Here is a 25,716-nt window from a genome sequence, read left to right as displayed (position 1 = left end):
TATCTATTTAGTAGCATCTGTCAAAGGAAAGTCTTTGCGCAGCGTGACGTAGGTGGCATTGGTCCAGCCGAAGCCATCCTGCGTGGCGTACTCGCCGCCGCCGCCGGGGCGAAAGGCCGTGACATCGTATTTCTCCAGCAGCCGGCCCGTCTCCAGGTAGACGCGGTGCACCGCCCCCAACCAGCGGGAAGCGATGTCGCGCGCCAGGTCCGCATGGCCATAGCGCAGCAGACCATGGGCCGCCATCCACTGCAACGGGGCCCAGCCATTGGGAGCGTCCCATTGCTGGCCAGTCTGCTGCAGCGTGGTCTGCAAACCGTTCTGCGTCAGCAACTGCGCCTGTACGACATGGGCACTGGACTCGGCCTGCGCATCGCTGGCCACACCCAGGTACAAGGGCACCAGCGCGGCGGCCGTCAGTTGCGGGCGCGGCTGGTGCTTGACCCACTGGTAGTCTACGTAATGGCCCTGCGCTTCGCTCCACAGATAGCGGTTGATGGCACGCTTACGCCGCCGCGCGCGCTGGGCGTAGTGCTGCGCGCCCGCAGTATCGCCTGCATGGGCACAGCCTTGGGCGATAGCACCTTCCAGGCCCCACAGCAGGCTGTTCAGGTCCGCCGGCAGAATCTCGGTGGTCTCGATGCTGTCCAGGCGCTGCGGGTCGGCGCACCAGCGGCTGCTGAAGTCCCAACCGCTTTCAGCCCCGGCGCGGAGGTTGCGGTAGACCTGGGCGGCGGGGCGGTCACTCTTCTGTGCGGTCAGCACATCGTCGCGGTAGGACTCCTCGCGGGGGTGGTCCGCTTCGTCCCAGTAGCGGTTCAGCAATGCGCCGTCGGGCAGGTGTACCAAGTGGCCGAGGGCCTGGCCGCGCGGCAGTTGCACGTCGGCGCCCACCTCGCCCTCCATCCAGTAGGCGTACTCGGCCTTGAGCTGCTGCAGGTACATGGCATAGGCGGCCCCCTCGTCGGCCAGGGGCGCTGCGCACTGCACCATCTTGAAGAAGAACGGTGGTTGCGAGCGGCTCAACATGTAGCTGCGGTTGCTGTTGGGGATGAAGCCGTAGCGGTCGATCAGGCTGGCGAAGTTGCGCAGCATGTCTTCGGCCAAGGGGCGGTAACCGTCTTCGACCAGGCCCAGCATGGTGAAGTAGGAGTCCCAGTAGTAGACCTCGCGGAAGCGCCCACCCGGCACTACATAGGGATGGGGCAGTGGCAGCAGTGTGCTGGTGCCTGGCAGCGGCGGCACCTCGTTGTCCGTACTGCGCACCAGCTGGGGCCACAGGCCGCGTATGCGTTCACGGATCGCATCCCATGGCGAGTTGGCCACGCCGGTCTGCGGCAGCACAAAATGCTCGGCGACAAAAGCAGTCAGCGAGAAGCCCGGCTCGTGCCGGCGCTGTTCGTACAGGCCGACCAGCAGGGCCGGTTGCAGGCTGCGGGGCAGTGCGTCGACGAAGGTTTTGCCATCGCTCAGCACGTCCTGCATCTGCACATCGACAAATAGCTGGCCATACATACGCAGTGGCGTGCGCTGGGCATCCAGCGCGCGTTGTTCAAGCGGCGTCTGTTGCGGCGCCGTTAAAGGAACTTCTCGCTTCATGGGGTCATGCCTGCGGCTGTGCGCGCGTCCAGCTTTTGTTGCTGCCATGCGGCTTGCAGCGCGTTCCTGCGCAGCGCGCGGTGGAACAGCCACAGGAACAGTGCCAACAGTGCAATCGGCACCAGTAGCAACGCAAAGGCAGTGCGGCCATCAAAGGCCATGAACAGGCGCCCAGTCACGAAGGAACCGAACGAACCGCCCAGCGCGGAAAAGATGACGATCAATCCGGTCATCGCAGCATGCCGACTTTTGGGCAGCACGCTGAGCATGGCGGAATTGATCGCCGGGTATATGGGGGCCAGGAACAGGCCAATCAGCGGGAACACATAGGCCACCAGCGGTGCGCTGACCCAACCCATATTCGGGTTGGGTTGTAAGCCAGCCGACAGCGGAAGCGTCATCAGTATCAACGTGGCAATCGCCACCACACAGAGGTTGACGACGCTGTACCAGCCGACCCGCGCAATCACTACGGCGCTGATCAGGCGGCCTAGCGCCGTACTGGCCGGCATGATGACGGCCAAGCCCACACTCATCGCCGCAGGCATGTGCAATACCTGGTTGTTGAAGCTGGGCAGCCAGGTGGCCACACCTTGCTCGATCAGCACATAGAGGAATGCGCTGAGCACAAACACCATGACCAGGCCAGACAACATCAGACGCAGCATGGCGCGAACGTCATCGGTCAGCGAGCCATTGCGTGCGGCACCCAGGCCACTGGCGCGGGCCTCGGTCTCATCCACGCGGCTGACGGCCAACAGGCAAAAGCCGATGGCGATGATGGCGGTCAGCACCCAGTAGACATTGAGCCAGGCCGTGGAGTCCGGGTGGGCGTTGTCCACCGCTGCGCTGAACAGCCAGTAGCCGCTCAACACGCCCAGCATGAACATGCCCTCCAGCAGATTAGTAAAGCTGGCATGGCTGCGCGCATCGCGCGTCAGCAAGCCAATCATCGAATAGGCCGAAACCTTGACCAGCGCAAAGGCCGTGCCGATGGTAATGAACAGCAGCTTGATGGCCCAGAAGGCCGACAGCACAGGCATCAGCGCGCAACCCAACCCCACGGCCGCCAGACCGATCAGCATGGCGCGCCGCAGCCCCAGGCGCGGCAGCAGCGAGGCCACGAGGAAGGAGACGATGGCAATCGGCAGGTCTTTGTAGGCGTCCAGCACCGCAGCGTCGGCACGGGTCACGCCCATGGACTGCACGGCCAGCAGGTTGATGGAGCCCACGCTGTTGAGCAGGGCGCCAAAGACCATATAAACCAGGATGACCGCGCTGCGGATCAGGCCTTGGCTGCCGGTAGAGGGGGTGGGGCTGAGGTTGTTCATGGCATTTGCGCAATGGGCAAGCGCCGCACGGGTGGCGGCGCCTGCAATGGAGGTCTGTGGCGAGAAGCTTAGAAGTGTTTGGTCAGAGACACCTGGATGGCGCGGCCAAAGATGGATCTACCCAAGAACACACCCTGCGCATTGGACCCACCGCCGATGATGCGCGCATTGCCTTCGGTCAAGCCCAGCGTGTTGGTCAGGTTGGTGCCCGTGACGCGGAACTCCAGGTCGTTCATGTCGACGACGAAGCCAGCATCCAGCGTGGTGTAGGCCGGCAAAGGCTGCAGGTTTTGCGTGTCGGAGAAGCGCTTGCCGATGTAGGCGACGGTGGCGAACACCTTGGTCGAGCCCCAGTCGCTATCAAACCGGTAGCTGGGGCTGAACCGGGCCTGGAATTGGGGCTGGCGCAGCACCTGGTTGCCGTCGTCGGGACCGCCGTCGTTGTATTTGCCAATGGACCACGCACCGCCGAAGGCCAGCTCCAGCCCGCGTGTGGGCCGGTATGCACCCTCAAACTCCAGGCCATTGGCCTCCGAGCCGCGGTTGAAGGTCAGTTGCGTGCCGTCGGCCAGCGTCTGGGTCTGGATCTGGCCGACGAAGGTGTTGCGGAACGCGGTCAGGAACAGGCTGTAGTTCTTGTCCGCGGCTTTCACGCCAATTTCGTATTGCCGCGTGTCTTCCATGACCCGCACGCCACCAATGCCCACCTCGTTGAGGTTGGGGAAGCGGCCGCCGGTGTTGATGCGCACAAAGGTGTTCAGGTTGTCGTTGATCAGGTAGGCGGCACCCAGCGTGGCCGATGTCTTGTTGAATGTGACGTCCACAGGGGTGTAGACGCCCGACAGATAACCGGCATTGTTGTTGTACAGCGTCAGCGGGTTGCTGTCCAGATCGCCACGGGCGCCACCGTCGAAGGCGCCGGTGACGCGCTGCTGCTCCCACCGCACACCGCCATCCAGGCGCCATTGCTTGTTGACCTGCCATTCATCGGCAATCGTGAAGGCGGTATTCTGGCCGTTGTAGCGCGCGTCCAGCGCACCGGCGCCGGATTCGAAGCCGTTGCGGGTCACCTGCACGCCGTTGTTGAGCACCACATTGATGGGCTGGGCATGTGACTGCGCCGTCATCAGCATGTTATTGCCCAGGTACCACTGCGTGTTGGCACTGTAGCTGGCGTTGTACAGGCCAAAGGTCAGCGTATGGCCGCCATCCAGTTCGCGGCTGATGCGTGCATCGTTGGTGAAGGCCTTGAGGTCCATGTCCACGCTCCACATGCCCACCGAAATGGCCTGCTGGTTCATGTCAGTAATCGGGGCGCCGCCCAGCGCATAGCTCGCCGTGCCGCCGGTGGCTGCCTTGCCCGCCGCGGCGAGCACCGCTGCGCTGCCATTGGCGGTGGACACCTTGCCGCTGATGTAGTCACCCAGGCTTACTGGGGTGGAGCCGGTGAACATGCCCTTGGTGGGTGTGGAGGCCGACATATAGCCCGCCTTGTCACTGAAGCTCCACTTGCCGAACTTCTGGTTGAAGTCGATGCCGTACATGCTGGAGCTCACGCCCCGCCCATCGGCCATGTCCACTGTTGTTGTGCCCGGCACGGCACCGGGCGAGGTCTGGAAATTGACGATGCGCGTGGCATTTCCCTGCAGTGCACCGGTCAGGGGATCTATGCCGGGATAGCCGCTGACGCTGCCGCCGTTATCGGTGGTGGTGTACGGTATGCCGGTGAAGAAGGTGTTCTTGTCACGCGTCACACGGCCCCACACCGACAGCTCGCCATCGTCTAGCTTGCGCGTCAGGTTGATGCTGGCCTGGCCGCCTTCGTCAGACGGGTATTGGGTGTCGCGCACACCGGTGGAGGTGCGGTAGAAGCCGCCGCCGCTGACATACCACTTGTCGCTCAGTTTGCCGCTGTAGTGCAGGTCCACGCGCTGCAGACCGCCGGTGCCGGCGGTATAGCCAATGCTGCCATCCGGCGTATCGCCCCCCTTCTTTTGGATGAAGTTGACGGTGGCACCGGCCTGCCCGTTGGACCAGATGGTGCTTGGGCCGCCGCGCAGCACCTCGACCCGTTCGATCGTGTTATCTAGTCGGAACAGCGCAGAGTTCTCGACGAAGAACAGCGACGAGGCGGGGTACAGCGGCACACCGTCGAGTTGCATCGTCACATAGGGCGCATCGCTGCCGGTGGGGAAGCCGCGCACCTCGACATTGGCATTGCCTACGCCGCCCGAGGTTTCCACATAAATGCCAGGGACGATCTTCAGCAGATCGGCCGTGCTGGAGGGCGCGGCCTCTTTGATCTGCTCTTCGTTGGCAGTAGAGATGGAGAAGCTGGTGGCCAGCTTCTTTTGCCCGGTGTTGCGCGCGGTACCGGTAACGACCACGGCGTTGAGGGTGTTCTTGTCGTCAGCACTTTGTGCACGGCCGGTGGCCGGCGCCTTGGCCGGACCGGATGCATCCGACGCGGCGGCTGGTGCGTCCGTGGTGGCACCAGCGGCGGGCGCTGGGGTCGCGGTCTGGGCATGGGCAGACTGGACCATCGTCGCAAGGGCGGCGACGGCCAGGCAAACCGGCAGAACCTGGAATGGGCGGATCGGGGACATGGGTTACTCCGTTATGAAATGGGACAGGGACCGTTAGTGCCAGGGCAGTGTAAAAGTGAAATGACATCGATGTCATTGGTACTAACCCGGAGGTTTGGGAACAGCCTGGTTTCATCAAAAATCGGGGAATGTCAGAGCGGCATGTGTGCGGCCGCCCGCCAAATTCAGGTGCCGCGCACCATCAGTTCGGTGGGCATGATCTCACTGTGCGCCGGCAGGCCTGCCACCAGGTCCAGCACCTTGCGCGCCAGCAACACACCACCGTGACGCCAGTCTTGGTGCACGCTGGTCAGCGGGGGCGCAAAGGTCTGGGCAGCGGGTGAATCGTCATATCCCACCACCGACACCGCATCGGGCACAGACAGGCCAGCGTCCGTCACCGCACGCACAGCACCCATGGCCAGCAAATCGCTGGCGGCAAACAGCGCGTCGGGCGGCGTGCTGCTGCGCGCCAAGTAAGCCTGCACGGCAGTAAAGCCCGCGCCGAACGTGAATGCGGCCGGCACCAGCGTATGCACCTTGAGCCCCGCACGTTTCAGCCGCTTTTGGAAACCCAAAAACCGCTCATTGATTTCAGCGTGGCGCGTGTCGCCCAGAAACACCAGTTCACGCCGGCCCAGCGTCAAGAAGCGCTCGGCTGCGCAAGCCCCACCGTGGAAGTTGTCGCTGCCCACGACCACGCCCTGGGACTGGCCTTTCTCCGCACCCCACACCACGTAGGGCAGGCCGCAACTGGCCACCGCTGGCACAGCCGCACCATGCGCGCCCTGACCCAGCAGGATGACACCATCGGCCGGCATGGCCAATGCGCCATTGCTGATGCTTTGCATGGCCGTCAGCAACACGCTGTAGCCACGCGTCGTCAGCTCCTGCGTGATGCCACCCAGCAGCTGTAGCGGGTAGGGCTCGGACATGGGGCGGTCCGCATCAGGCTGCATCTCCAGCACCACGGCAATCGTGTGGCTGCGGCGCAGGCGCAGGTTGCGTGCGCTGTGGTTGAAGCGGTAGCCCACCTCCTCGGCCAGGGCCTTGATGCGCGCGCGCGTCTCGGGCGTCACCAGCGGGCTGTCGCGCAGCGCGCGCGAGACCGTGATCTTGCTGACGCCGGCGAGCACGGCCAGGTCTTCCATGGTGTGGTTGTCGGGTGCGCCGGGGGTAGGGGTGCTTTTCATGGTTTCCATTGTCAGGTACTGGCGGGCGAAAGGTGCGAAGGTTTGCCTTGCTGCAAATCACTGTGCCACCTGTGACAAGGCGAACCCGCTGTATGGGGCATGGAGCGTGATCTCCTCGCCCGCAAAGCTGGGTGGCGTGTAGCCTGCAGCCTCTGTCCCGGACGCGAATTCGATTTCAAAAATGGCCAGCCCCGCATTGGGACTGATGTAGACGTCCAGCGAGCCGCCGGCGATGGCGTAGCGGTCTTTGACGACAACCTTGCACGGCAACAACGCCAGCGTGTCGAACTCTGCTGGGGTCAAGTAGATGCTGACAACCGGTTCGCTGCAAGGCGCTGCTTTGCCGTATTTCTTGCCGAGCTTGAGGACGGTGGGCTCTGCGTCTGCACTGATCTTGCGCAGGCGCAGATGCGATGCCGCAATGTACCGGTCTTCAATCGCACGCTTGGGAAGCCCTTGAAGCGAGTCGACCTTGGAGAGATCGACCAGCCAACGGCGCTCAATTTCTGTCAGCGCGTATTTCGGGGTGGCGTTGGGCATGCCCATTCCTCAGGGGCTAGCCTGCAAGCAGCGCAACCAGAACATCCGCCGCCTTTTCGCATTGCGTGCGATCCACATCCAGGTGGGTAACAGCACGTATGGTGCGCGGCCCAAACGCATTGACCAGCACACCCTGTGCACGGGCACGAGCGCTGAGCTGCGGCGCATCCAGTGCAATGGATGCGGGCAGGTGGAAGACCACGATATTGGTCTGCACCGTTGCCATGTCCAATAGCACCGGCGCGCCTGCGCGCAGCCGTTCGGCAAACGCGTAGGCGTTGGCGTGGTCCTCCGGCAGACGCGCCATATGGTGGTCCAGCGCATACAGGGCCGCAGCGCTGAAGATGCCGTTTTGCCGCATGGCGCCACCCAGGCGACGGCGGTGGCGATCGGCCGCAGCGATCAGATCTTTCGATCCGGCCAACAAGGAGCCACCTGGCGCGCCCAGCCCCTTGCTGAAGGCGACAGCCACCAGATCAAACGGCGCAGCCAATGTGTCCAGCGCAATGCCACTGGCGGCGCTGGCATTCCACAGTCGCGCACCGTCGAGAAAGGTGGCCAGCTTCAGCTCGCGTGCGACGGCGCAAATGCGCAGCACCTCGCCCTGGGGCACCATGACGCCGCCTGCGCGGTTGTGGGTGTTCTCCACCTGAACCAGCGTCGTCGTCGGAAAGACCGAAAGGCTGCTGGGCTTGACCGCGGCGCGCAGCTCCTCGGCCGTGAAGACGCCGCCCTGCCCGATCTCGTGGATTTGCACGCCAGCGTTGGCCGCTGCACCGCCCGCCTCGTGCCACGCGGCATGCGACTCGCGGCTGGCCACTACCTCGTCGCCCGGGCGCGTCAATGCGCGCAAAGCCGCCTGGTTGGCCATGGTGCCGCTGGGCAGCCACACGGCCGCCTCCTTGCCCAGCATCTCGGCCACGCGGGCTTGCAGGCGGTTGGTGCTGGGGTCTTCGCCGTATTGGTCATCGCCGACCTCGGCATGGGCCATGGCCACGCGCATGGCGGCGGTGGGGCGGGTCACGGTGTCGGAACGAAGGTCGATGGGAGTAGTGTTCATGGAATGCATATGCGTTGAAGCTGTCGGGATGGCTGTCGAGAAGAAGCTTACCGATGTACTTATCCGGGCAGGGCCTTTAAGCGACCATCCCCCAGGTACTTGCCCACATAGGCCTTGACCACAAAGTCCTTGAACAACCGGTCCTCGATCATGTAGCCCACACTGGGTGGCTTGGACAAAATGCCGGCCTTGCGCATGCGGTCCAGCGCCACGCGCACCTTGGCCAGCGTGGCCGCCTTGCCGGTGATGCGGGCCAGCGCTTGCAGGCTGTCCTTGCCCATGGGTGCCAGGCCGTGGGCCAGCACCACCAGCAAGGCCTGCTCCAACGGCTGCAGATTGGCCAGCACGCCCTGCCAGGCGGGCACGTTGCGGTCATCGGTCATGAAGCGGGTCAGGGCCTGGTCCACATTGGTGATGCCCTCGGCTGACATCTCTTTCACCAGGTCCTTCATCAACGCCGGCTTGTAGCCAATGTGTTCGAACAGGCCTTGCAAGGCCGCGATGTCCAGGCTCTTGTTGGGGTGTACATGGCTGAAGTGTTTGGCCAACTGCTGCAGGTAATCGGTGTCCAGAAACGGAAAGGTCAGCAACTGCGCGAATTGGTACATGGGGCCGCCGGCGGCCATCATCATCTCGCCCAGTTCCTCTTGCGATGAGCCGGTGAAGACAGCGTAGACCTTCTTTTTGTGTTTTTGCAGCACGGCGCGCACTGCGGCCACAGCCGCCTCACCGGACGTGGATTGGCCCAGCACCTGGATCTCGTCCAGCATCAGCAGGATTTGTTTGCCCGACGCGCTGGCCAGGCGGGTGATCAGCGCGTCCATGCGCAGCTCCGGCTTGTCGGGCAGGGTGCGGCGTGCCGGTTCGTCGCCCAGTTCGATACTGGCGCCCAGAGCACCAATCTTCTTGACCGCCGTCTTGGCGAGCTTGGAGGCAGACGAGGTCGGCACCTTGGCATCATCCAGCGCCTCTTCCAACGCGTGGTTGATGGCGTCCAGCGGCGAGGCGCGGTTGAGCCACAGGTCGGCATAGACCGGCAACAAGCCGGCGCGCTCTGCAGCGGGTGCCAGGTCGCCATCCAGAAAATAGGTCTTGCCCACGCGCCGCGGCGCGAACAGCGCAATAGGTCGCCCAGGCTGGGCCTTGAGCAGCGCGATATAGGAATCCGCCAGCGCCGGACGGCGGATGGCGATGTCGTCAAAGGTCTTCATAGTTGGGATTGTCATTCATTGCTATAAAAACAGCAATTGCTACGTTTTACGCAGCAAACAACAAGCCTTGATCGGGGCACGGGCGCAGTCTCATCTCAGCAAACCCGTTCATTGGGTGTTCTGCCCAATCCGCCACAAAACCCCGGAAGGATCGAACAGACAAAAGTCTTTCATCCGCCACGGCTGCTCTTCCAGGTCGGTGAGTTTGACGCCGTATTTGGACGCAACCCCGCTGGCTACAGCATGCTGGTGCCAAGCCTCCACGTCTTCTACCAGGATGTGCATCATGAAGTTCTCGGCCAGCGACTCTGCACAAAAGTCTTGCAACAAAAAGCTGACGTGACCAAAGTGGAAGTAGGCGACACCGCCGCCCTCTGAGGCCATGGTGAATCCCAGGTCTTTGTAGAACTGCTTGGAGATTTCGAAGTCTTTGGCCGGCACGAAGGCCTTGATTTCTGTCACGCGAAGATTGGGCATGGCATCCTCCCTGGATGGATGGTTCACACGTTGTTTGGCTTGTTCTCTGAAGGCACTTTACCAATCGCCCAGCAGGATTCTGGCAGACCACGTCACGCCGCTGACATCTGCATTTTCAAAAATCCAGACCACATCTGCATTTAACCCACCACCCTAGAGCCTCACCCATGGACCGTCGCAAGTTTCTCAACGCCACCACCGCCAGCCTGCTGGGCAGCAGCGGCACCGCTGCATTGGCCGCTACACCGCTGATCACCCCGGATGCGATGCGCCCGCAGATGGCGCACGGCATACAAAGCGGCGACCCGCAGGCCGATGGCGCCATCATCTGGACCCGCAGCGACCGCCCGGCGCGCCTGTGGCTGGATTGGTCCACCACCGCCAGCATGGCCAATGCCACCCGCGTGCGCGGCCCCTACCTGCTGGAGGACAGCGACTACACCGGCCGTCTGGACCTGACCGGCCTGCCCGCAGGGCAGGAGATTTTTTACCGTGTGGTGCTGCAAGACCTGCACAACGAGCGCGTGCTGTCCGAGGCACTGCCCGGCCACCTGCGTCTGCCAGCCATTCTCGGCAAAGCCCCACCGCGCGATGTGCGTTTCGTGTGGAGTGGTGACACTGCGGGCCAAGGCTGGGGCATCAACGAGGCCTGGGGTGGCATGAAGATTTATGAGCAGATGCGCCAAGTGCGACCGGACTTCTTTTTGCACAGCGGAGACACCATCTATGCCGACGGCCCGATCACGGCCCAGGTCAAGCTGGCCGATGGCACGCTCTGGAACAACGTCGTCACCGAAGAGGTCAGCAAGGTGGCCGAGAGCCTGAACGAATTCCGCGGCCGCTACCGCTACAACCTGATGGATGCCAATGTGCGCCGCATGGCCGCCGAGGTGCCGCAGATCTGGCAGTGGGACGACCACGAGGTCTGCAACAACTGGTCCGATTCCAAAGACCTCAGCGACGACAAGCGCTACACCGAGAAGAACATCCCGCTGTTGACCGCACGGGCCAGCAAGGCCTTCATGGAGTACGCGCCGCTGCGCCGCACGGCGGCCGATGTGGAGAACCAACGCGTCTACCGCTACTTGCCCCAGGGCCCGCTGTTGGACCTGTTCGTGCTGGACATGCGCAGCTACCGTGGCCCCAACAGCCACAACTTGCAGACCACCGAGACCGACGAGAGCGCCTTCATGGGTCGGCCACAAATCGCCTGGCTGCTGGACGGCCTGAAGCGCTCCAAGGCCACGTGGAAGGTGATTGCCGCCGACATGCCCATCAGCCTGCACGTGGGTGACGGCAAGGACGCCCAAGGCCGCGACAAATGGGAAGCCATTGCCAACGGCGACGACGGCGCGCCGCTGGGCCGCGAGATCGAAATCGCCCGGCTGCTGCAAGGCATCAAAAAGGCCGGCATCCACAATGTGGTGTGGCTAACCGCCGATGTGCACTACACCGCGGCGCATTACTTTGACCCCAACAAGGCGAAATTCAGCGATTTCGCACCGTTCTGGGAGTTCGTATCCGGCCCGCTGAATGCCGGCGGTTTTGGCCCCAACAAGGTGGATGCCACCTTTGGCATGCAGGTGGTGTACCAGAAGGCCCCCAACGAAGTGAACGCACCGCCCACCAATGGCATGCAGTTCTTCGGCCAGGTGGATATCGACGCCAAGGCCCGGGCGATGACGGTGACGCTCAAGGACATCGCCGGCGCGGCGCTCTACACCAAGACACTGGCACCGCACCGGGGCTGAGCGTTCGCAGGCTAAGCTTGGCACTCCTGGGGTTGCACCTCCACAGAATAGGTTGCAACCTTGTCATTGAATGATTCCGGCGGAACGCGCAGCGAGAACGCAATACTGACCTGGGACCGCCAGAGTTTCTTGGGATCTTCACAGTAGCTCTTGCGCACCTGTTGCTCAAACGCGGCCTTCTGCTTGGAAACGTCCGTAAAAGGAACCAAGGACGTGCCGGAGTAGCGCAACACATTGCCACCACCGTCCTCGACGCGATCAACCCGAATCTTGTCGCTCAGCATGCGTGGCATGGATGCCTGCAAGTCGGCGACGGTCCTTTTCAGGTTGCTCCCACCCTTGCCCGGCGCCCTGGCAGGACCGAACTGGGCCAGCAGCGCAAAGCCCAGTAGCAGCGCCGACCACACCCGCGGGGAGATGGAGAAGAGCGAGGTCTCGGGACCCAGGAAGTCCCGCGCCAAAAAAATCAGAACGGCGGACGCCGCCAATGCCGCAGCCGTCGCAGTACCACCAGCCGAACCCGCGGTAGCAGCCGGAGCGAGCGCGAGAAACAAAATCCACAGGCCTTTGCCTCTCCACCAGATGATCATGGATCCCCCTCCCTATGCCGATGACTTGGATGCTTCTGAGTGAACCCTAGCGATGATAAAGGCTGCGGCAGGACCAGATAGCTCCGAATGCCAAGCATTCAGGTTTTTGCGTGTCACTACAAAATAGATAGCGATACACACATAACCGACGAGGGCTAGCGCCCCATTTTGCTTACGACATGTGGCCGCAACATCCGGGACAGCATCATTCGAACAACACCGCCAACCGTTGGCGCACCTGGGGCGCCATGCTGGTCAACGGGGTCACCAGCGCCTGCCGCAGGGCGCTGTGGGCTGGGCTGACCGGCTGCTCGGCACCCAGCAGGCGGATCGCCTCGGTCACTACGCGCTGCGCGCGGTCGGCATTGTGTTGCAGCTTGGCCTGTACGGTGTCGGCCGTCACATGGGCCTCGACGGGGTGCCAGCAATCGTAGTCGGTGACCATGGCCAGCAAGGCATAGGCCATTTGGGCCTCGCGCGCCAGCTTGGCCTCGGGCATGCTGGTCATGCCGATGATGTCGGCACCCATGCCGCGGTACCACCGCGATTCAGCCTGGGTGGAGAACTGCGGCCCCTCCATGCACACATAGGTCGCGCCCTGGTGCAGCGCGATGGCGCCGCGGGTTGATGCGCTCTGCGTATCCAGCACCCGGCGCACGGCGCGCGCCAGGATGGCCGAGACCTCGGCGCAGACCGGTTGCGCCATGGACACATGGGCCACCGCACCGTGGCCGAAGAAGCTGCTCTCGCGGTGCTTGGTCATATCGATGAACTGGTCAGGCAGCACCATATCCAGCGGCTTGAATGCATCGCACAGCGAACCCACGGCCGAAATCGACAGCACATAGCGGGCACCCAGCTGCTTGAGGGCGTAGATGTTGGCGCGGTAGGGCACCTCGCTGGGCAAGAACTCATGGCCGCGCCCGTGGCGGGCCAGGAAGGCAACGCCGGCCCCATGCATGCGCCCGGTGACGACCACGTCGGACGGCGCGCCAAACGGCGTGTGCAAGCGGTGCTCTTCGGCGTCTTGCAGCCCCTCCATCTGGTAGAGGCCGCTGCCACCGATGATGCCGACCAGGGGCTGGCTCATGCGCGTCACCTCCAGGAAGTGCGATAGCAGTTTCCCACGGCTGCTGCTGTGCAGCCAGCGGGGCCATGGAGCCATTCTGCTGCACAAGCCTTGGCAGTACAAGCGAAGGGCCTTGGGCGCGCCTTTTTCTGTACAAATTCCTGGGCCGGGAGTAGCATGAAACCTCCACCAGGAGCGGGCGATGCACTTCTTACCCACGATCAGGCTCATAGGATTGTTTGTGCTGTCGTCTCTGGCAGTGGCTGGTGCCTGGGGTCAGACGCTGACCGTGGTGACCGAGGAATATCCGCCCTACAACTACCTGGACGGGCACAGCAAGAAGATTTCCGGCATGGCCACCGAGGTGGTGGAAGAGGTGCTGAAGCGCACCAAGCTGGCCTACAAGCTCGACATCTACCCCTGGGCCCGGGCCTACCAGTTGGCGCAGGACGCGCCCAATGTGCTGATCTACTCCATAGGCCGCAATGAAAAGCGCGAGACGCTGTTCAAGTGGGTGGACGTCATTGCGCCCTATGACGTGTACCTGTACCGGCTCAAGAGCCGCCCCGAGATCAAGGTCAGTGATGTCGAAGGCATCAAGCACTTCAAGATCGGCGCGGTGCGCGACGATGTGCGCGCCCAGTACCTGGAGAAGGCCCAGGTGCCGCTGGACCTGGTCATAGAAGACAGCGCCAATGCCAAGAAACTGGCCACGCAGCGCATTGACATGTTCCCCATCGACGAACTGGCCCTGGTGGCCCTGTACAAACGCGAGGGCCTGGACCCGGCCAGCGTGGTCAAGGTCTTCAAACTGGATGCCCTGTCGGCCGGGCTGTACATGGCATTCAGCAAGCAGACGTCGGACGAGCTGGTGCGCAAATGCCGCGCCGCATTGGCGGAGATCAAAAAAGAAGGCACGTTTGAAAAGATCCGCGTCAAGTACCTCAAGTAAGCACAACAACCACAGGAGACAACACCATGAAGTACGCTGCCCTTTGCCTGGCCCTGCTGGCCGCAACGCCTGCCGTAGCCAAGGATTTGACCTTTGTCGGTCAGGAGTACCCGCCGTTCAATTGGAACGAGGGGGGCGAGGTCAAGGGCGGCATGATGGAGGTCATCAAGAAGGCCTGCGACAAGCTCAAGCACAACTGCAAGTTCAGCATCATGCCGCTGGCCCGCGCCGTGCAGATGCTGGAGGACGGCAGTGTGGACGGCGTGATGAGCCTGATACCCAACGACGACCGGGCCAAGTATTCCAATTTCTCGCCCACCATCGTGGTGTCCAACCTGGCCTATTTCGGCGCCAAGGGCAAGACCAAGAAGGTGTCCAGCGTGAAAGAGTTGGACGGTTGGACAGTGGGGGCCGTGCGTGGATCGACCAGCTACAAGCTGGCCGCCGAACACCAGAAGCAGGTCAAGACCATAACCTTGGTCGAAGAGGTCAACAACGAAACCCTGATCAAAAAGCTGCAGGGCAACCGCTATGGCGACAAGGGCGCCATCATGGGCGGCGACGCAGTGCTGGAGTTTGAAGCCAAGAAGGTCAAGCTGGACCTGGAGCTGGTACTGAACGGCGACGCCCAGGGCTTCACCACCGCCTTCTCCAAGAAGAGTGTGGATGCCGCCCTGCTGGCCGATTTCAACAAGACGCTGGAAGCCATGAAGAAGAGCGGTGAGGTCAAGACCATTCTGGACAAGTTTGGGCTGAAGACCGAGTAGGGCGGCCTGCTCGACGCTTCCCTTTGGCGGGTATTGCCAAACGCTACCGCCGATACAGCGGCGCAGTACCCGTGCGGTTATCCGATGCCTTGGTGGCCGCGCCGCCCAAAGATGGGCGCACAAGCATGTGCTTGGGCCTCAAGGAAATGTATGCAATGGAATCGATCCCGCGTGTTTGCGCAACGCCGCCGTGTTGCGCTGGCTCTGACTGTAGCCGCCAGTGCGGCCGCGCTGACGGGCTGTTACGTGGTTCCGGTCAGCCAATACCCCACAACCTACCCCGCAGCCGTCACACCGGTGCCCGTGGTCGTCACGCCCGTGACCTTCGCCGCTCGGCTGTACCCGGCCAACGACCTGGCGACCAGCTATGGCATGGTCAACGCCATCGTCACCAGCGACCTGAATGGCCGCGGCAGCTTCAACAGCACGATCAATGGTGAGTCGTTTGTCGGGGAGTCCACCCGCAAGCCCGGCTCCTCCCGCGACGGCCTGGCCAACGGTGCGGGCAACCGGGGCAGTTACATCAACTGCGAATACACGATGAACTCAGCCACGCTGGGCACCGGCAGCTGCACGCTGTCCAACGGCGCGCGCTTTGCGATGCACATAGGCCACTAGGGCGTGGGGGTCGCACTGGCCAACTGCTCGGCCCGTTCGGTATCCGTAGCCGCAGGGCCGGCCTTCAGGTGCCCTACATAGTGCAAGGCCTGCTCGATGCGCACCGAGGGCACATCGCCCTCGCGCATGTGCAGCAGGTCGGCCGGGCTCACCAGCAGCGGGTCGGCGCTGGTGAGCGGCAGATGGGCCTGCTGGTAGGCCGCCAGCACGAACTGGGAGCAGAAGAAGCGGTCATTGCGCGCCACACCCAACTGGATGGCGGCCAGGCCGCGTATGCAGGCGTCGCGCACCAGGCCGGGCACCAGCGGCAACTCGCAATACTGGCGCTGCAGCGTGAACGGCGCCTGCAGCACCACCCCCATCACGTTGTACTTCTTGCCCGCCTGCGATTGCGCAAAGCTGCGCATGCTGTCGGCATGCTCGGCCCGCACACCGGGGTGGCGGAAGGCCACCACCGTGGATTCACCGTCGATGAACTCCGTCACGGCGCGGGTGCGTATGCCAGAGCCCACGGCCTCGGCAATCTGGTCGTCTCCCAGGTACAGCGCCGCATGGCTGACCGGCGACAGTGTCAGCAAGCGTATGCCCAGCGAGGTGACGCCATTCGTAGAGGACAGGATGATGTCACCCGGCTGCAGCGCCGCACTGCTGATGCTGCGTCCACCGTTGGCCGGGGTCAGCAGCAGGCGGTTCTGCACCTGCAGGGCCGGCGCACCCGAGGCCGGGTCGGTGCCTATACCGGTAGCGCAGGCGCCCAGCAGGGCCACCACCGCACCCAGGCCGGCGGCGCGCAACGCGCGGACCCAGCGGCCGGCATGAAAAAAAGGCGTCTGTGGCATGGGGCTTCCTCCTGTGAGCCCGCAGTGTAGTGGCTGGGTCAGACCCCACCCAGCAGCCGGGCGACCAGGCCCGCCAAGGCACAGGCGGCAATGACCGGAATCACACCCAGCTTGTAGCGCAGCAGCGCCAGCGCCGCCAGCCCGGTGATGAGCAGCGCCACAACATCCAGCCTTTGAAGCAACGAGCCGCCAGCCCCCGATTTGATTGCGATATGTGCTATAAAAAACAGAGCGAGACTGCTGATCACCCCCACCACCGCCGCCGTGATGGCAGTCAGCGGCGCCGTGAACTGCAGCTTGCCGTGGGTGGACTCCACCAGCGGCCCGCCGGCCAGGATGAACACGAAGGGCGGTAAAAAGGTGAACCAGGTCACCACCGTGGCCGCCAGCGCCGCGCCCAGGAACAGCGCGTCCGGCCCCAGCACGGCCTTGGTCCAGCCTCCAACAAAACCGACAAAAGCCACCACCATGATCAGCGGCCCCGGTGTGGTCTCGCCCAGTGCCAGGCCGTCGATCATCTGCGTGCCGCTGAGCCAGCCAAAGTGCTCCACCGCGCCCTGGTAGACATAGGGCAGTACCGCATAGGCGCCGCCAAAGGTCAGCAGCGCGGCCTTGGTGAAGAACCAGGCCATCTGCGCCAGGGCCGCGTCCCAGCCCTGCGCCAGCACCAGCGCGCCCATGGGCAGCAACCACAGCGCGGCACCGACCAACAAGACCATGGCCAGGCGGCTGGGCTTGAAGTGTGCATGGGCCGGCGTGGGGGTGTGGTCACCAATCACCCATTGCGCCCCTGCAGCCTCCTGTGCGTGGGCCTTGGCAGCGCCATGGCCGCCAGCGCCCGAGAACTGCTTGGGTGCCCAGTGCGAACCCAGCCAGCCGACCAGGGCAGCTGTCAGCACAATCCACGGGAACGGCACATCAAACACGTAGATTGCTATAAAACTACTAGCAGCAATGAGCCACAACACGGGGGCTACCGTGGGGTTTTTCAAAGTCTTGCTACCGATGCGGTGCACCGCCTGCAGCACGATGGCCGCAACCGCTGGCTTGATGCCGTACAGCAGGCCGGCCACCCAGGGCACGTTGCCAAAGGCCACGTACACCCAGCTCAGACCAATCAGCACAAACAGCGAAGGCAGTACAAACAAGGCCCCCGCGACGATGCCGCCCCAGGTGCGGTGCATCAGCCAGCCGATATACGTGGCCAACTGCTGCGCCTCAGGGCCGGGCAGCAGCATGCAGTAGTTCAGCGCATGCAGAAAGCGCGATTCAGAAATCCAGCGCTTTTGCTCCACCAGCTCGCGGTGCATGATGGCAATCTGCCCGGCCGGGCCACCAAAGCTGATGAAGCCCAAGCGTAGCCAGAAGCGAAAGGCCTGGGCGAATGAAACTTGGGTCTGCTGGTCACTCACGCTGCAACTCCTGCCGTTGTTGTTTGGGGTTTCCAATTGTGGGTCTCGTCCTGCGCGGCCACCCGGTCGCGGCACCATGCGTAGAGCGCGTCGTACAGCGGCATGGCGGCTTGCAGCATGGCATGGTCGTCGGCCGCATGCAGGCGCGACAGGCCCAGGGAGAACGCCAGCAGCCCGGCCGACTGCGGCGCCAGGTCCAGGCGGTCGGTATCGGCACCGCGCACGATGGTGGCCAGCAGGTCCAGCGCCGCATCGTGCAGGTCAAAGCCCTGCAGCAGGGCATCAAAGCTGCACAGAGGGCCGACATGCGACACCGGTGCGCCGGGAATGTCGTATGCCACGGCATTCAGCGCTTGGGCCTGCTCCAAGACCTGGGCCGTTGGCACGTAGAAAAATTCGGCCCGTGCATCGATGAAGCGGCGTACCAGCCAAGGGCAGGCAATGCGGTCGATCTTGGGCCGCTCGCGCGTGATCCAGCGCGAAGCTTGCTCACCGGTTACACCCCAATCGGGGCGCTTGGCAAACGTGAGCGCTGGCCGGGCGCGCCATTCGGCGATCGCCTGGGCATCGTCCTCGCCGTCCTGGCCGCCCTCTATGCCACCGGCAATCGGCTGGGCATGCCAACCGGCGGCTTGCAAGGTGGCCGCGGCCTCTTCGCTGACGTTGTGGCCATAGACGCAATAGACCCGCACATCACCCGGCGGACGGGACGCGGCAAAAGCGGCAACATCCTCGGGTGCGCAGCGTTGTGCGCCCGCCAGCAGGCGCGGGCTCTCGTCAAAGCGCGCCTGGCGGCGCACATCCAGCACCAGCGGCGCGTCGGCACGGCCGAGACCTGCGTTAAAGCCCTGGGGGGAAACGGAAGCGGGAGGGGAGACGGAAAGAATAGACGGATTTCGGGTGTCCACGGATTACTCCTTTTGCATTACCAGCAATTGGATGGGACACCATCTTGGGGCCCTGAGGGGCCCGACACCGGGGTGCTGCTCCCCCGATGGGCGCACTGTAGCACAGCCGGATCAGCGCGGCTGTGCCAGCTTATAGACGGAGGTACCGGCCCGCAAATTGGGCAGCAAACGCACAGTGCGGCCGTCTTGCAGGCCAAAGCTGTCCTGCACCTGCAGGCCATTGCGCGCGGCCAGCAGGGCCAAGTCGGCATGGGTGCCGACGCGGATGTTGGGCGTGTCATACCACTGGTAGGGCAGGCGCTTGGTGACCGGCATACGACCCTTGAGCACGCTCAGGCGGTTGGGCCAGTGGGCAAAATTGGGGAAGGCGACGATGCCCACGCGGCCTACGCGCACAGTCTCGCGCAACATGACCTCGGCATTGCGCAGGTGCTGCAGCGTGTCGATCTGCAGCACCACGTCAAACGAGGCGTCGTCGAACATCGCCAGGCCCTCGTCCAGGTTCAACTGGATGACATTGACACCGCGCTGCACACAGGCCAACACATTGGCGTCATCAATCTCCACGCCGTAGCCGGTGCAGCCGCGGGTCTGCTGCAGGTGGGCCAGCATGGCGCCGTCGCCGCAGCCCAGGTCGAGCACGCGCGAGCCCTGCGGCACCAACTGCGCCAATGCCTCCATGGTGTTCTTGTCCGTCATGCTGCTGCTCCCTTGGCAATGCTATCGAAGTAGGAGCGCACCACACCCATATACCGAGGGTCATCGAGCAAAAAGGCATCGTGCCCATGGGGTGCGTCGATCTCGGCGTAGCTGACGTCGCGCTGGTTGTCGAGCAGGGCCTTGACGATCTCGCGGCTGCGCTTGGGGCTGAAGCGCCAGTCGGTTGTGAAGCTGACCAGCAGGAATTTGCAGGTGGCTTGGGCCAACGCCTTGCTCAGGTCGCCGCCGTGGGCGCTGGCAGGGTCGAAGTAGTCCAAGGCGCGGGTGATCAACAGGTAGGTGTTGGCGTCGAAGTATTCAGCGAACTTGTCGCCCTGGTAGCGCAAGTAGCTTTCGATCTGGAACTCGATGTCTTGCGTCGAATATTTGTAGCCACTGGCGCTGTCCAGCACCGCCTCGCGCAAATGGCGCCCAAACTTTTCGTTCATCACGTCATCGCTCAGATACGTGATGTGGCCGATCATGCGGGCAATGCGCAGGCCGCGCTTGGGCACGGTGCCGTGTTCGTAGAAGTGACCGCCGTGGAAGTCGGGGTCGGTGACGATGGCACGGCGCGCCACTTCGTTGAAGGCGATGTTCTCGGCCGTGAGGTTGGGCGCGCTGGCCACGACCACGGCGTGGCGCACGCGGTCCGGGTACTGCAGCGTCCAGGACAGCGCCTGCATGCCGCCCAGCGAGCCACCCATGACGGCGGCCAGCGTGCGGATGCCCAGCACATCCAGCAGGCGGGCCTGGGCATTGACCCAGTCTTCCACTGTGACAACGGGGAAGTTGGCGCCATAGACCTGGGCGGGCGCATCTGGGTTGGCATGCATGGGCCCGGTGGAGCCAAAGCAGGAGCCGATGTTGTTGACGCCGATGACGAAGAAGCGATCCGTGTCCACCGGCTTGCCGGGGCCGATCATGTTGTCCCACCAGCCCTCGGAGTTGGCCTGGCCTTCGTAACTGCCGGCCACGTGGTGCGAGGCGTTCAGTGCGTGGCAGATCAGCACCGCATTGCTGCGCGCGGCATTCAGCGTGCCATAGGTTTCATAGCTGAGGGAGTAGTCGCGCAGCGACGCGCCGCTTTGCAAGGGCAACGCGTCGGCAAAGTGCTGTGACTGTGGTGTCGCGATCAAGGGCATACAAGAGACAAAACCAACCCCAACAAAACAAAACCCGGCGATGCTAAAAAACAAGGCCGGGTGGGGTGGTGTCTCGGTCCGTCTTTAGCTGCATTTATTAAGCGCCCGCAAGCTGGAGCAAATTGGCGCTGGGGGTCAGTATAACGAAAGTCAGGCTCGGGGCCACAGCGCGGCCACGCCCAAGGCCGCGAAGATCAGGGCCGAGACTATGTGGACCACGCGCAGTGGCAGCAGCTTGGTGATCTTGTCGCCCAGCCACACCACCGGCGCGTCGGCCAGCATCATGCCCAGCGTGGTGCCGGCCACTACCCAATAGGGGTTGTATTGGGCAGCCAGCATTACGGTGGCGATTTGCGTCTTGTCGCCCATCTCGGCCAAAAAGAACACGGCTACTGTCGTGCCGAAAACGCCGAAGCGCGGCGCCTCATCCTCGACCAGGTCATCGGCCTTGTCGGGTATCAGCATCCACACCGCCATGGCGATGAAGGATGCGCCCAGCACCCAGCGCAGCGTGTCGGGGCCCAGCACCGTCGTCACCCAGGCGCCCACGGCGCCGGCCAGTGCGTGGTTGGCAATGGTGGCTACAAAAATACCGGCGACGATGGGCCAGGGTTTGCGAAAGCGGGTGGCCAGCAGCAGCGCCAACAACTGGGTTTTGTCACCCATTTCCGCCAGCGTGACGATGCCGGTCGATGCGAGAAATGCGTCCAAAGGGGTTCCGAATGCGTATGTAGGAGGGCTGGGGTTGCGATTGTAGATTTCAAAAGCTTTGAACTATTGCGACAAGTAATTTGAACTTTTTTCGATGGTGACCCTCTTAAACTTTCCCGCAGCAGGGCCCCAGGGGCACTGCCCGACCCACCAACCTTGCACACGTTTTGTATGAACACTGCATCTGCATCCCGCCGCTACAGCGGCTTTGCCATCGCCCTGCACTGGCTGCTGGCGCTGGCGCTGGTCGGCATTTTTTCGGTGGGCCTGTACATGGCCGACCTGCCTTTTTCGCCCCAACGGCTCAAGCTGTTCAATTGGCACAAGTGGGCCGGCATCACGATCCTGATCCTGTCCGCCGTGCGCCTGTTGTGGCGCCTGACGCACAAGCCGCCGGCGCTGCCCCAGTCCGTAACCCTGGGCATGCCGGGCTGGCAGGTAACGGCCTACCACGCCACCCATGTGCTGATGTATGCGCTGTTCTTCACCGTGCCGCTGGTGGGCTGGGCCTATAGCTCGGCAGCAGGTTTCCCTATCGTGCTATTTGGCGTGCTGCCGTTGCCCGACTTTGTATCGGCCAGCAAGCCCTTGGCCGAGATGATCAAGCCCTGGCACCAATACACCGCCTTTGCACTGGCCGCCCTGGTGCTGCTGCATGTGGCCGCCGCGCTCAAACACCATTTCATCGACAAGGACGGCCTGCTGCAACGCATGCTGCCCGGCAAGGGCTGAGCCCAACCAACCCTCTTCCATCCCCAACACCACGACGGAGTACTGCATTCATGACAACGACAACTTCTTTCTCCCGCATCGCCCGCACCAGCAGCCTGGTGGTACTGGCGACGCTGACGAGCCTGGCCGCACAGGCCCAGCAAAAGCTGGTGCCGGCGCAGAGCGAGGTGGCTTTCACGATCAAACAAATGGGCGTGCCGGTGGACGGCCACTTCAAGAAGTTTGATGCCCAGATCGCGCTGGACCCCGCCAAGCCCGAGGCCGGCAAGATCGCCTTCACGATCGATATTGCCAGCGCCACGATGGGCTCGCCCGAACCCGATGCCGAACTGCCCAAGGCCACCTGGTTCAACACCGCCAAGTTCCCGCAAGCTACGTTCCAGTCCACCAGCATCAAAGGCCTGGGCGGCGGCAAGTTCGAGATCGCCGGCAAGCTGGCCATCAAGGGCAACACCCGCGATGCCGTGGTACCGGTCACGCTGGTGCAAAACGGCGCCACCACGACCGCCACCGGCGCTTTAAGCATCAAGCGCCTGGCCTTCAAGATCGGCGAGAACGAATGGGCCGATACCTCCATGGTGGCCGACGACGTGCAGATCAAGTTCAAGCTGGCGCTGACCGGCGTAGGCAAATTCTGATTTTTGGTTTTTCTTGTTTCCTTTTTCCCCTCAACCCTGTTTTTCAACGGAGCACTTTCCCATGCGTAAATCCCTGCTTGGCCTGGCTATCGCCACCACCACCCTGTTGTCTGCTGTCGCGGCCCACGCCGAATCGACCACCTACAACCTGGACCCCAGCCACACCTTTGCATCCTTCGAGATCGGCCACTTCGGCACCTCCACCAACAAGGGCCGTTTCGACAAGAAAGAAGGTTCGGTGCAGTTGGACCGTGCAGGCAAGACCGGCAAGGTCGAAGTGACCATCGACACCACCTCCATCAACACCGGTACCGCCGCCTTTGACAAACACCTGCAAAGCGCCGACCTGTTTGACACCGCCAAACACCCCACCATCAAGTTTGTTGGCGACAAGTTCACCTTCAACGGCGACAAGGTTGCCGAAATCGCCGGCACGCTGACGCTGCTGGGCAAGACCCAACCCGTGACACTGAAGGCCAACCAATTCAACTGCTACCAAAGCCCCATGCTCAAGCGCGAAGTCTGCGGCGGCGACTTTGAAACCACGATCGACCGCACCGCCTTTGGCATGAACTACGGTGTGGACTGGGGCTTCCCCAAGAACGTGCGCCTGATCATCCAGGCCGAAGGCGTCAAGCAGTAAGCAAGCGCCTGTCGCCCGTCTGTTTGTAAGAACGGCCGGTGTGGGGCGACCAATGGGGTATGCAACACCCTATGATCCCTGCCTCAGTCCGTCATCTCGCTTATCTGTGCCTCGCCGCAATGCTGGTGGTCACCGCATTGCCCGGCGAGGCCGCAATACCACCACCATCGCGCTGCGCGGTGCAGTCCGGCCCGCAACGCACCCCGGTTATTGAGCTCTATACGTCCGAAGGCTGCAGCTCGTGCCCGCCCGCCGACCAATGGTTGTCGGCACTGAAGGGCGCACCGGTTGTGGCCCAGGCCTTCCATGTCGGCTACTGGGATTACATCGGCTGGGTGGACCGCTTTGCGACACCCGCCAACACCGAGCGCCAGCGCGCGCTAGCCGCCACCAACCTCCTGAGCAGCATCTACACGCCCCAACTGGTGCGCGACGGCCGCGACTGGCCTGCATGGCGCGGCACACGGGCGCAGCAACTGTTCAACAAAGAAACTCTAACGGCACCCAACCAGCCACCGGCCCGCGCGTCCATCGCCTTGCAGCAGGGCGATCAGGGCGTGGACCAATTCTCGGCCCGCGTGACGCCTGCCGAAGGCGTAAGCACCTGGAGCGCCTATTGGACCGTGACCGAACACGACCACAACTCTCGCGTCAAGGCCGGTGAAAACCGCGGTGAATTTTTGCAACACGACTTTGTGGTGCGCCAGTACACACCCGTGGGGCGCTACCAAGGCGCGCAAACGCTGGGCTTTGTGGCCCTGGCGGCCACACCGGCCCACCCGCGGCAGATCAACTTGGTGGTGCAAGACCCCAAGACGGGTGAAACCCTGCAGGCCGTCAGCCTGCAATGCGGTAGCAGCAATTCCTGATTGGCCTTTTAGGCAAACACGTTGAGCTTGGCAGCAAATTGCTGCAGACCTTTTAGCGCGCTCCAATGTGCCTCGGCGGGCGCGGGGGCCTGGGGTGATGGCGTTGCACCCACTTGTTGGCGCTCACGGTCATCACGGTATTCGCGCAGGGCCGATACAGCCAGGGCCACGAAGTCGGGTTCTGCAGCCGGTTGTTGCTGTTGTTGCGGCTTGGCATTCGCAACCAACACGCCATCCTTGTCGACAGCGACATTGCTGCCACCGATGGCAGCTTGGCGGTCCACGGCCAACTGGTGCTCGCGCGCCATGGCGTCCGTGCTATTGCTGGCGGCATCACCGGCAGGCGGCATCCTGCGGCCCGGGGTGTAGAGCGGAATGTCCACCGGCTTGGCACCCGTGCCATCCGGCCACTGGATCTTGAGCACCACACTCTCGGTTCGGCTGGCTGGCCGCGTATCCGCCTGCAGCCCCCAGCCAGCCGGCTGTGCCCTGGCCCGCGAGCCAGCCCCGGCAACGCCACCTGCAGAGGAAGACGACGATGCATCTTTGTCACCGGCCGCAGCATTGCTGACGCCGCCGGCATTGGCATCGCGTGGGAACAGTAGGTGGTTATAGCGGTCGACTTGCATGGCACATCCCCTAGCATGGGTGGATGCTCCAAGTATCGGGATCCGCACGACAGATCAAGCCGGAAATAAAGGCGGATAAACCGGGTATTTCCGGGGCATACACAGGTTGCTGAACGCGCTTTTACGCCGTGGACGCGACGCAAAACGGCTGCATTCTCGGCTTCAGCAGGGCCAGTCAGTACAGGTCCTCACGCTATAGTGCGTGCGCCGAATGCGCCCAAGCACTTGATACAACACACGAATGAGACTGCTGCTCACTGCAATCCTCCTTGCCGGTCTACTGCTGGAAGCCTGCGATTCCTCACAGTCGGCACGCGTTGAAGAAACCCGCGCCAAACTCGTGGGCACTTGGCTGCGCGAAATTCAGACACCAGAATTGAAGGCCCGCAGAGTTCTGGCACTTGAGCCGGGCGGAAAATTCACCGAGCACACCCTATTGGTTGCACAACAGGGAGGAGACACCAGCCGCGAGGATGCAACCGGTGAGTGGTGGTTCGATGGAACAAATTTCAAACGCAAGTACACCCAGACCAACGGAAAACAATTAGGGGGTGGCCGCATGCACTACGCGACATACGAACTGAAATCGATCACGGATACCGATTTCGCTGGAATCGACCATGTCGACGGTGGTGAAATTCTGTACCAGAGAGTCAAGGCGGGCACCCTGCCATGACTCAGAATCCGAGTAATCGTTGAAACGCAAATGGTGTTCCTCGCATGATTTGCTAGCAACCATAGAGAAGTT

General features: G+C 62.9%; 26 protein-coding genes. 9 read left to right on the top strand and 17 right to left on the bottom strand.

What is annotated here, in order from left to right; all coding sequences use genetic code 11:
- Positions 1–3: 3 nt before the first annotated feature.
- The 8 genes from treF to AC07OO_RS17095 form a co-directional block, all read right to left on the bottom strand.
- Positions 4–1,599, bottom strand: a complete 1,596-nt coding sequence (gene treF, locus AC07OO_RS17130; RefSeq protein ID WP_495083294.1) for an alpha,alpha-trehalase TreF — start codon at positions 1,597–1,599, stop codon at positions 4–6.
- Positions 1,596–2,930: an MFS transporter gene (locus tag AC07OO_RS17125; protein WP_495083293.1), complete on the bottom strand. Its 1,335-nt coding sequence runs from the start codon at positions 2,928–2,930 to the stop codon at positions 1,596–1,598. The genes treF and AC07OO_RS17125 overlap by 4 nt, the downstream gene beginning before the upstream one ends.
- 68 nt (positions 2,931–2,998) lie before the next feature.
- On the bottom strand, positions 2,999–5,536 hold the full coding sequence (locus AC07OO_RS17120) for a TonB-dependent receptor (RefSeq protein WP_495083292.1): 2,538 nt from the start codon (positions 5,534–5,536) through the stop codon (positions 2,999–3,001).
- Between the two features lie 164 nt (positions 5,537–5,700).
- Positions 5,701–6,708: a LacI family DNA-binding transcriptional regulator gene (locus AC07OO_RS17115; protein ID WP_495083291.1), complete on the bottom strand. Its 1,008-nt coding sequence runs from the start codon at positions 6,706–6,708 to the stop codon at positions 5,701–5,703.
- Between the two features lie 57 nt (positions 6,709–6,765).
- Positions 6,766–7,248 carry a CYTH domain-containing protein gene (locus tag AC07OO_RS17110; RefSeq protein ID WP_495083290.1) on the bottom strand — a complete coding sequence of 161 codons (483 nt, stop codon included), beginning with the start codon at positions 7,246–7,248 and terminating at the stop codon, positions 6,766–6,768.
- Positions 7,249–7,264: 16 nt separating this feature from the next.
- On the bottom strand, positions 7,265–8,308 hold the full coding sequence (locus tag AC07OO_RS17105) for a threonine aldolase family protein (protein ID WP_495083289.1): 1,044 nt from the start codon (positions 8,306–8,308) through the stop codon (positions 7,265–7,267).
- 59 nt (positions 8,309–8,367) lie between these two features.
- On the bottom strand, positions 8,368–9,519 hold the full coding sequence (locus AC07OO_RS17100; protein WP_495083288.1) for an ATP-binding protein: 1,152 nt from the start codon (positions 9,517–9,519) through the stop codon (positions 8,368–8,370).
- A 108-nt stretch (positions 9,520–9,627) separates the two neighbouring features.
- On the bottom strand, positions 9,628–9,996 hold the full coding sequence (locus AC07OO_RS17095; RefSeq protein ID WP_495083287.1) for a VOC family protein: 369 nt from the start codon (positions 9,994–9,996) through the stop codon (positions 9,628–9,630).
- 167 nt (positions 9,997–10,163) lie between these two features.
- Between AC07OO_RS17095 and AC07OO_RS17090 the strand changes: the two genes are divergently transcribed.
- Positions 10,164–11,747 (top strand): alkaline phosphatase D family protein, encoded by a 1,584-nt coding sequence (locus AC07OO_RS17090; protein WP_495083286.1) that lies wholly within the window; start codon positions 10,164–10,166, stop codon positions 11,745–11,747.
- 11 nt (positions 11,748–11,758) lie between these two features.
- Here the strand turns inward: AC07OO_RS17090 and AC07OO_RS17085 are convergent, their stop codons facing one another.
- Positions 11,759–12,337, bottom strand: a complete 579-nt coding sequence (locus AC07OO_RS17085; RefSeq protein WP_495083285.1) for a hypothetical protein — start codon at positions 12,335–12,337, stop codon at positions 11,759–11,761.
- A gap of 205 nt (positions 12,338–12,542) precedes the next feature.
- Positions 12,543–13,427: an S-methyl-5'-thioadenosine phosphorylase gene (gene mtnP / locus AC07OO_RS17080; protein WP_495083284.1), complete on the bottom strand. Its 885-nt coding sequence runs from the start codon at positions 13,425–13,427 to the stop codon at positions 12,543–12,545.
- Positions 13,428–13,608: 181 nt separating this feature from the next.
- Between mtnP and AC07OO_RS17075 the strand changes: the two genes are divergently transcribed.
- From AC07OO_RS17075 to AC07OO_RS17065, 3 genes are all read left to right on the top strand, one after another.
- Positions 13,609–14,358 carry a substrate-binding periplasmic protein gene (locus AC07OO_RS17075; RefSeq protein ID WP_495083283.1) on the top strand — a complete coding sequence of 250 codons (750 nt, stop codon included), beginning with the start codon at positions 13,609–13,611 and terminating at the stop codon, positions 14,356–14,358.
- A gap of 26 nt (positions 14,359–14,384) precedes the next feature.
- Entirely contained in the window at positions 14,385–15,125 is a 741-nt protein-coding gene (locus tag AC07OO_RS17070) for a substrate-binding periplasmic protein (RefSeq protein WP_495083282.1), read from the top strand.
- A gap of 150 nt (positions 15,126–15,275) precedes the next feature.
- On the top strand, positions 15,276–15,743 hold the full coding sequence (locus AC07OO_RS17065; RefSeq protein WP_495083281.1) for a hypothetical protein: 468 nt from the start codon (positions 15,276–15,278) through the stop codon (positions 15,741–15,743).
- Here the strand turns inward: AC07OO_RS17065 and AC07OO_RS17060 are convergent.
- The 6 genes from AC07OO_RS17060 to AC07OO_RS17035 all read right to left on the bottom strand — a co-directional run bounded on the left by AC07OO_RS17060 (position 15,740) and on the right by AC07OO_RS17035 (position 21,457).
- Positions 15,740–16,582 carry a YiiX/YebB-like N1pC/P60 family cysteine hydrolase gene (locus tag AC07OO_RS17060; protein ID WP_495083280.1) on the bottom strand — a complete coding sequence of 281 codons (843 nt, stop codon included), beginning with the start codon at positions 16,580–16,582 and terminating at the stop codon, positions 15,740–15,742. The genes AC07OO_RS17065 and AC07OO_RS17060 overlap by 4 nt on opposite strands.
- 38 nt (positions 16,583–16,620) lie before the next feature.
- Positions 16,621–17,994, bottom strand: coding sequence for a chromate efflux transporter (gene chrA, locus AC07OO_RS17055; protein WP_495083279.1), 1,374 nt, complete (start codon positions 17,992–17,994; stop codon positions 16,621–16,623).
- Entirely contained in the window at positions 17,991–18,902 is a 912-nt protein-coding gene (locus tag AC07OO_RS17050; protein ID WP_495083278.1) for a chromate resistance protein ChrB domain-containing protein, read from the bottom strand. The genes chrA and AC07OO_RS17050 overlap by 4 nt, the downstream gene beginning before the upstream one ends.
- 111 nt (positions 18,903–19,013) lie before the next feature.
- Entirely contained in the window at positions 19,014–19,601 is a 588-nt protein-coding gene (metW, locus tag AC07OO_RS17045; RefSeq protein WP_495083277.1) for a methionine biosynthesis protein MetW, read from the bottom strand.
- Positions 19,598–20,746 carry a homoserine O-succinyltransferase MetX gene (metX, locus tag AC07OO_RS17040; protein ID WP_495083276.1) on the bottom strand — a complete coding sequence of 383 codons (1,149 nt, stop codon included), beginning with the start codon at positions 20,744–20,746 and terminating at the stop codon, positions 19,598–19,600. The genes metW and metX overlap by 4 nt, the downstream gene beginning before the upstream one ends.
- A gap of 150 nt (positions 20,747–20,896) precedes the next feature.
- A complete protein-coding gene (locus tag AC07OO_RS17035) occupies positions 20,897–21,457 on the bottom strand; it encodes a TMEM165/GDT1 family protein (protein ID WP_495083275.1) in 561 nt (186 codons plus the stop codon).
- A gap of 171 nt (positions 21,458–21,628) precedes the next feature.
- On the opposite strand from AC07OO_RS17035, the gene AC07OO_RS17030 reads away from it, so the two are divergent.
- The 4 genes from AC07OO_RS17030 to AC07OO_RS17015 all read left to right on the top strand — a co-directional run bounded on the left by AC07OO_RS17030 (position 21,629) and on the right by AC07OO_RS17015 (position 24,339).
- Entirely contained in the window at positions 21,629–22,189 is a 561-nt protein-coding gene (locus AC07OO_RS17030; protein WP_495083274.1) for a cytochrome b, read from the top strand.
- A 50-nt stretch (positions 22,190–22,239) separates the two neighbouring features.
- Positions 22,240–22,827: a YceI family protein gene (locus AC07OO_RS17025; RefSeq protein WP_495083273.1), complete on the top strand. Its 588-nt coding sequence runs from the start codon at positions 22,240–22,242 to the stop codon at positions 22,825–22,827.
- 61 nt (positions 22,828–22,888) lie between these two features.
- A complete protein-coding gene (locus AC07OO_RS17020; protein ID WP_495083272.1) occupies positions 22,889–23,470 on the top strand; it encodes a YceI family protein in 582 nt (193 codons plus the stop codon).
- 119 nt (positions 23,471–23,589) lie between these two features.
- Positions 23,590–24,339, top strand: a complete 750-nt coding sequence (locus AC07OO_RS17015; protein WP_495083271.1) for a DUF1223 domain-containing protein — start codon at positions 23,590–23,592, stop codon at positions 24,337–24,339.
- An 8-nt stretch (positions 24,340–24,347) separates the two neighbouring features.
- Here the strand turns inward: AC07OO_RS17015 and AC07OO_RS17010 are convergent, their stop codons facing one another.
- Positions 24,348–24,968 carry a hypothetical protein gene (locus AC07OO_RS17010; protein WP_495083270.1) on the bottom strand — a complete coding sequence of 207 codons (621 nt, stop codon included), beginning with the start codon at positions 24,966–24,968 and terminating at the stop codon, positions 24,348–24,350.
- Positions 24,969–25,209: 241 nt separating this feature from the next.
- Here AC07OO_RS17010 and AC07OO_RS17005 point away from each other — a divergent pair, with 241 nt between their 5' ends.
- Entirely contained in the window at positions 25,210–25,644 is a 435-nt protein-coding gene (locus AC07OO_RS17005) for a hypothetical protein (protein WP_495083269.1), read from the top strand.
- Positions 25,645–25,716: the final 72 nt, after the last annotated feature.

Source organism: Rhodoferax sp. GW821-FHT07G04, from assembly GCF_059418585.1.
The sequence above is the reverse complement of the archived record's forward strand: the minus strand, read 5'-3'. Positions and strand labels throughout refer to the sequence as shown.

What these genes read in the sequence shown, in the direction of transcription:
- AC07OO_RS17065 (WP_495083281.1), top strand. Translation starts at nt 15,276, where the DNA reads ATGCAATGGAATCGATCCCGCGTGTTTGCGCAACGCCGCCGTGTTGCG.
- AC07OO_RS17095 (WP_495083287.1), bottom strand. Translation starts at nt 9,996, where the DNA reads ATGCCCAATCTTCGCGTGACAGAAATCAAGGCCTTCGTGCCGGCCAAA.
- mtnP (WP_495083284.1), bottom strand. Translation starts at nt 13,427, where the DNA reads ATGAGCCAGCCCCTGGTCGGCATCATCGGTGGCAGCGGCCTCTACCAG.
- AC07OO_RS17075 (WP_495083283.1), top strand. Translation starts at nt 13,609, where the DNA reads ATGCACTTCTTACCCACGATCAGGCTCATAGGATTGTTTGTGCTGTCG.
- AC07OO_RS17060 (WP_495083280.1), bottom strand. Translation starts at nt 16,582, where the DNA reads ATGCCACAGACGCCTTTTTTTCATGCCGGCCGCTGGGTCCGCGCGTTG.
- AC07OO_RS17110 (WP_495083290.1), bottom strand. Translation starts at nt 7,248, where the DNA reads ATGCCCAACGCCACCCCGAAATACGCGCTGACAGAAATTGAGCGCCGT.
- AC07OO_RS17120 (WP_495083292.1), bottom strand. Translation starts at nt 5,536, where the DNA reads ATGTCCCCGATCCGCCCATTCCAGGTTCTGCCGGTTTGCCTGGCCGTC.
- AC07OO_RS17100 (WP_495083288.1), bottom strand. Translation starts at nt 9,519, where the DNA reads ATGAAGACCTTTGACGACATCGCCATCCGCCGTCCGGCGCTGGCGGAT.
- AC07OO_RS17005 (WP_495083269.1), top strand. Translation starts at nt 25,210, where the DNA reads ATGAGACTGCTGCTCACTGCAATCCTCCTTGCCGGTCTACTGCTGGAA.
- AC07OO_RS17085 (WP_495083285.1), bottom strand. Translation starts at nt 12,337, where the DNA reads ATGATCATCTGGTGGAGAGGCAAAGGCCTGTGGATTTTGTTTCTCGCG.
- AC07OO_RS17105 (WP_495083289.1), bottom strand. Translation starts at nt 8,308, where the DNA reads ATGAACACTACTCCCATCGACCTTCGTTCCGACACCGTGACCCGCCCC.
- AC07OO_RS17010 (WP_495083270.1), bottom strand. Translation starts at nt 24,968, where the DNA reads ATGCAAGTCGACCGCTATAACCACCTACTGTTCCCACGCGATGCCAAT.
- metW (WP_495083277.1), bottom strand. Translation starts at nt 19,601, where the DNA reads ATGACGGACAAGAACACCATGGAGGCATTGGCGCAGTTGGTGCCGCAG.
- metX (WP_495083276.1), bottom strand. Translation starts at nt 20,746, where the DNA reads ATGCCCTTGATCGCGACACCACAGTCACAGCACTTTGCCGACGCGTTG.
- AC07OO_RS17115 (WP_495083291.1), bottom strand. Translation starts at nt 6,708, where the DNA reads ATGAAAAGCACCCCTACCCCCGGCGCACCCGACAACCACACCATGGAA.
- AC07OO_RS17025 (WP_495083273.1), top strand. Translation starts at nt 22,240, where the DNA reads ATGACAACGACAACTTCTTTCTCCCGCATCGCCCGCACCAGCAGCCTG.
- AC07OO_RS17030 (WP_495083274.1), top strand. Translation starts at nt 21,629, where the DNA reads ATGAACACTGCATCTGCATCCCGCCGCTACAGCGGCTTTGCCATCGCC.
- AC07OO_RS17020 (WP_495083272.1), top strand. Translation starts at nt 22,889, where the DNA reads ATGCGTAAATCCCTGCTTGGCCTGGCTATCGCCACCACCACCCTGTTG.
- AC07OO_RS17070 (WP_495083282.1), top strand. Translation starts at nt 14,385, where the DNA reads ATGAAGTACGCTGCCCTTTGCCTGGCCCTGCTGGCCGCAACGCCTGCC.
- AC07OO_RS17015 (WP_495083271.1), top strand. Translation starts at nt 23,590, where the DNA reads ATGCTGGTGGTCACCGCATTGCCCGGCGAGGCCGCAATACCACCACCA.
- AC07OO_RS17090 (WP_495083286.1), top strand. Translation starts at nt 10,164, where the DNA reads ATGGACCGTCGCAAGTTTCTCAACGCCACCACCGCCAGCCTGCTGGGC.
- AC07OO_RS17125 (WP_495083293.1), bottom strand. Translation starts at nt 2,930, where the DNA reads ATGAACAACCTCAGCCCCACCCCCTCTACCGGCAGCCAAGGCCTGATC.
- treF (WP_495083294.1), bottom strand. Translation starts at nt 1,599, where the DNA reads ATGAAGCGAGAAGTTCCTTTAACGGCGCCGCAACAGACGCCGCTTGAA.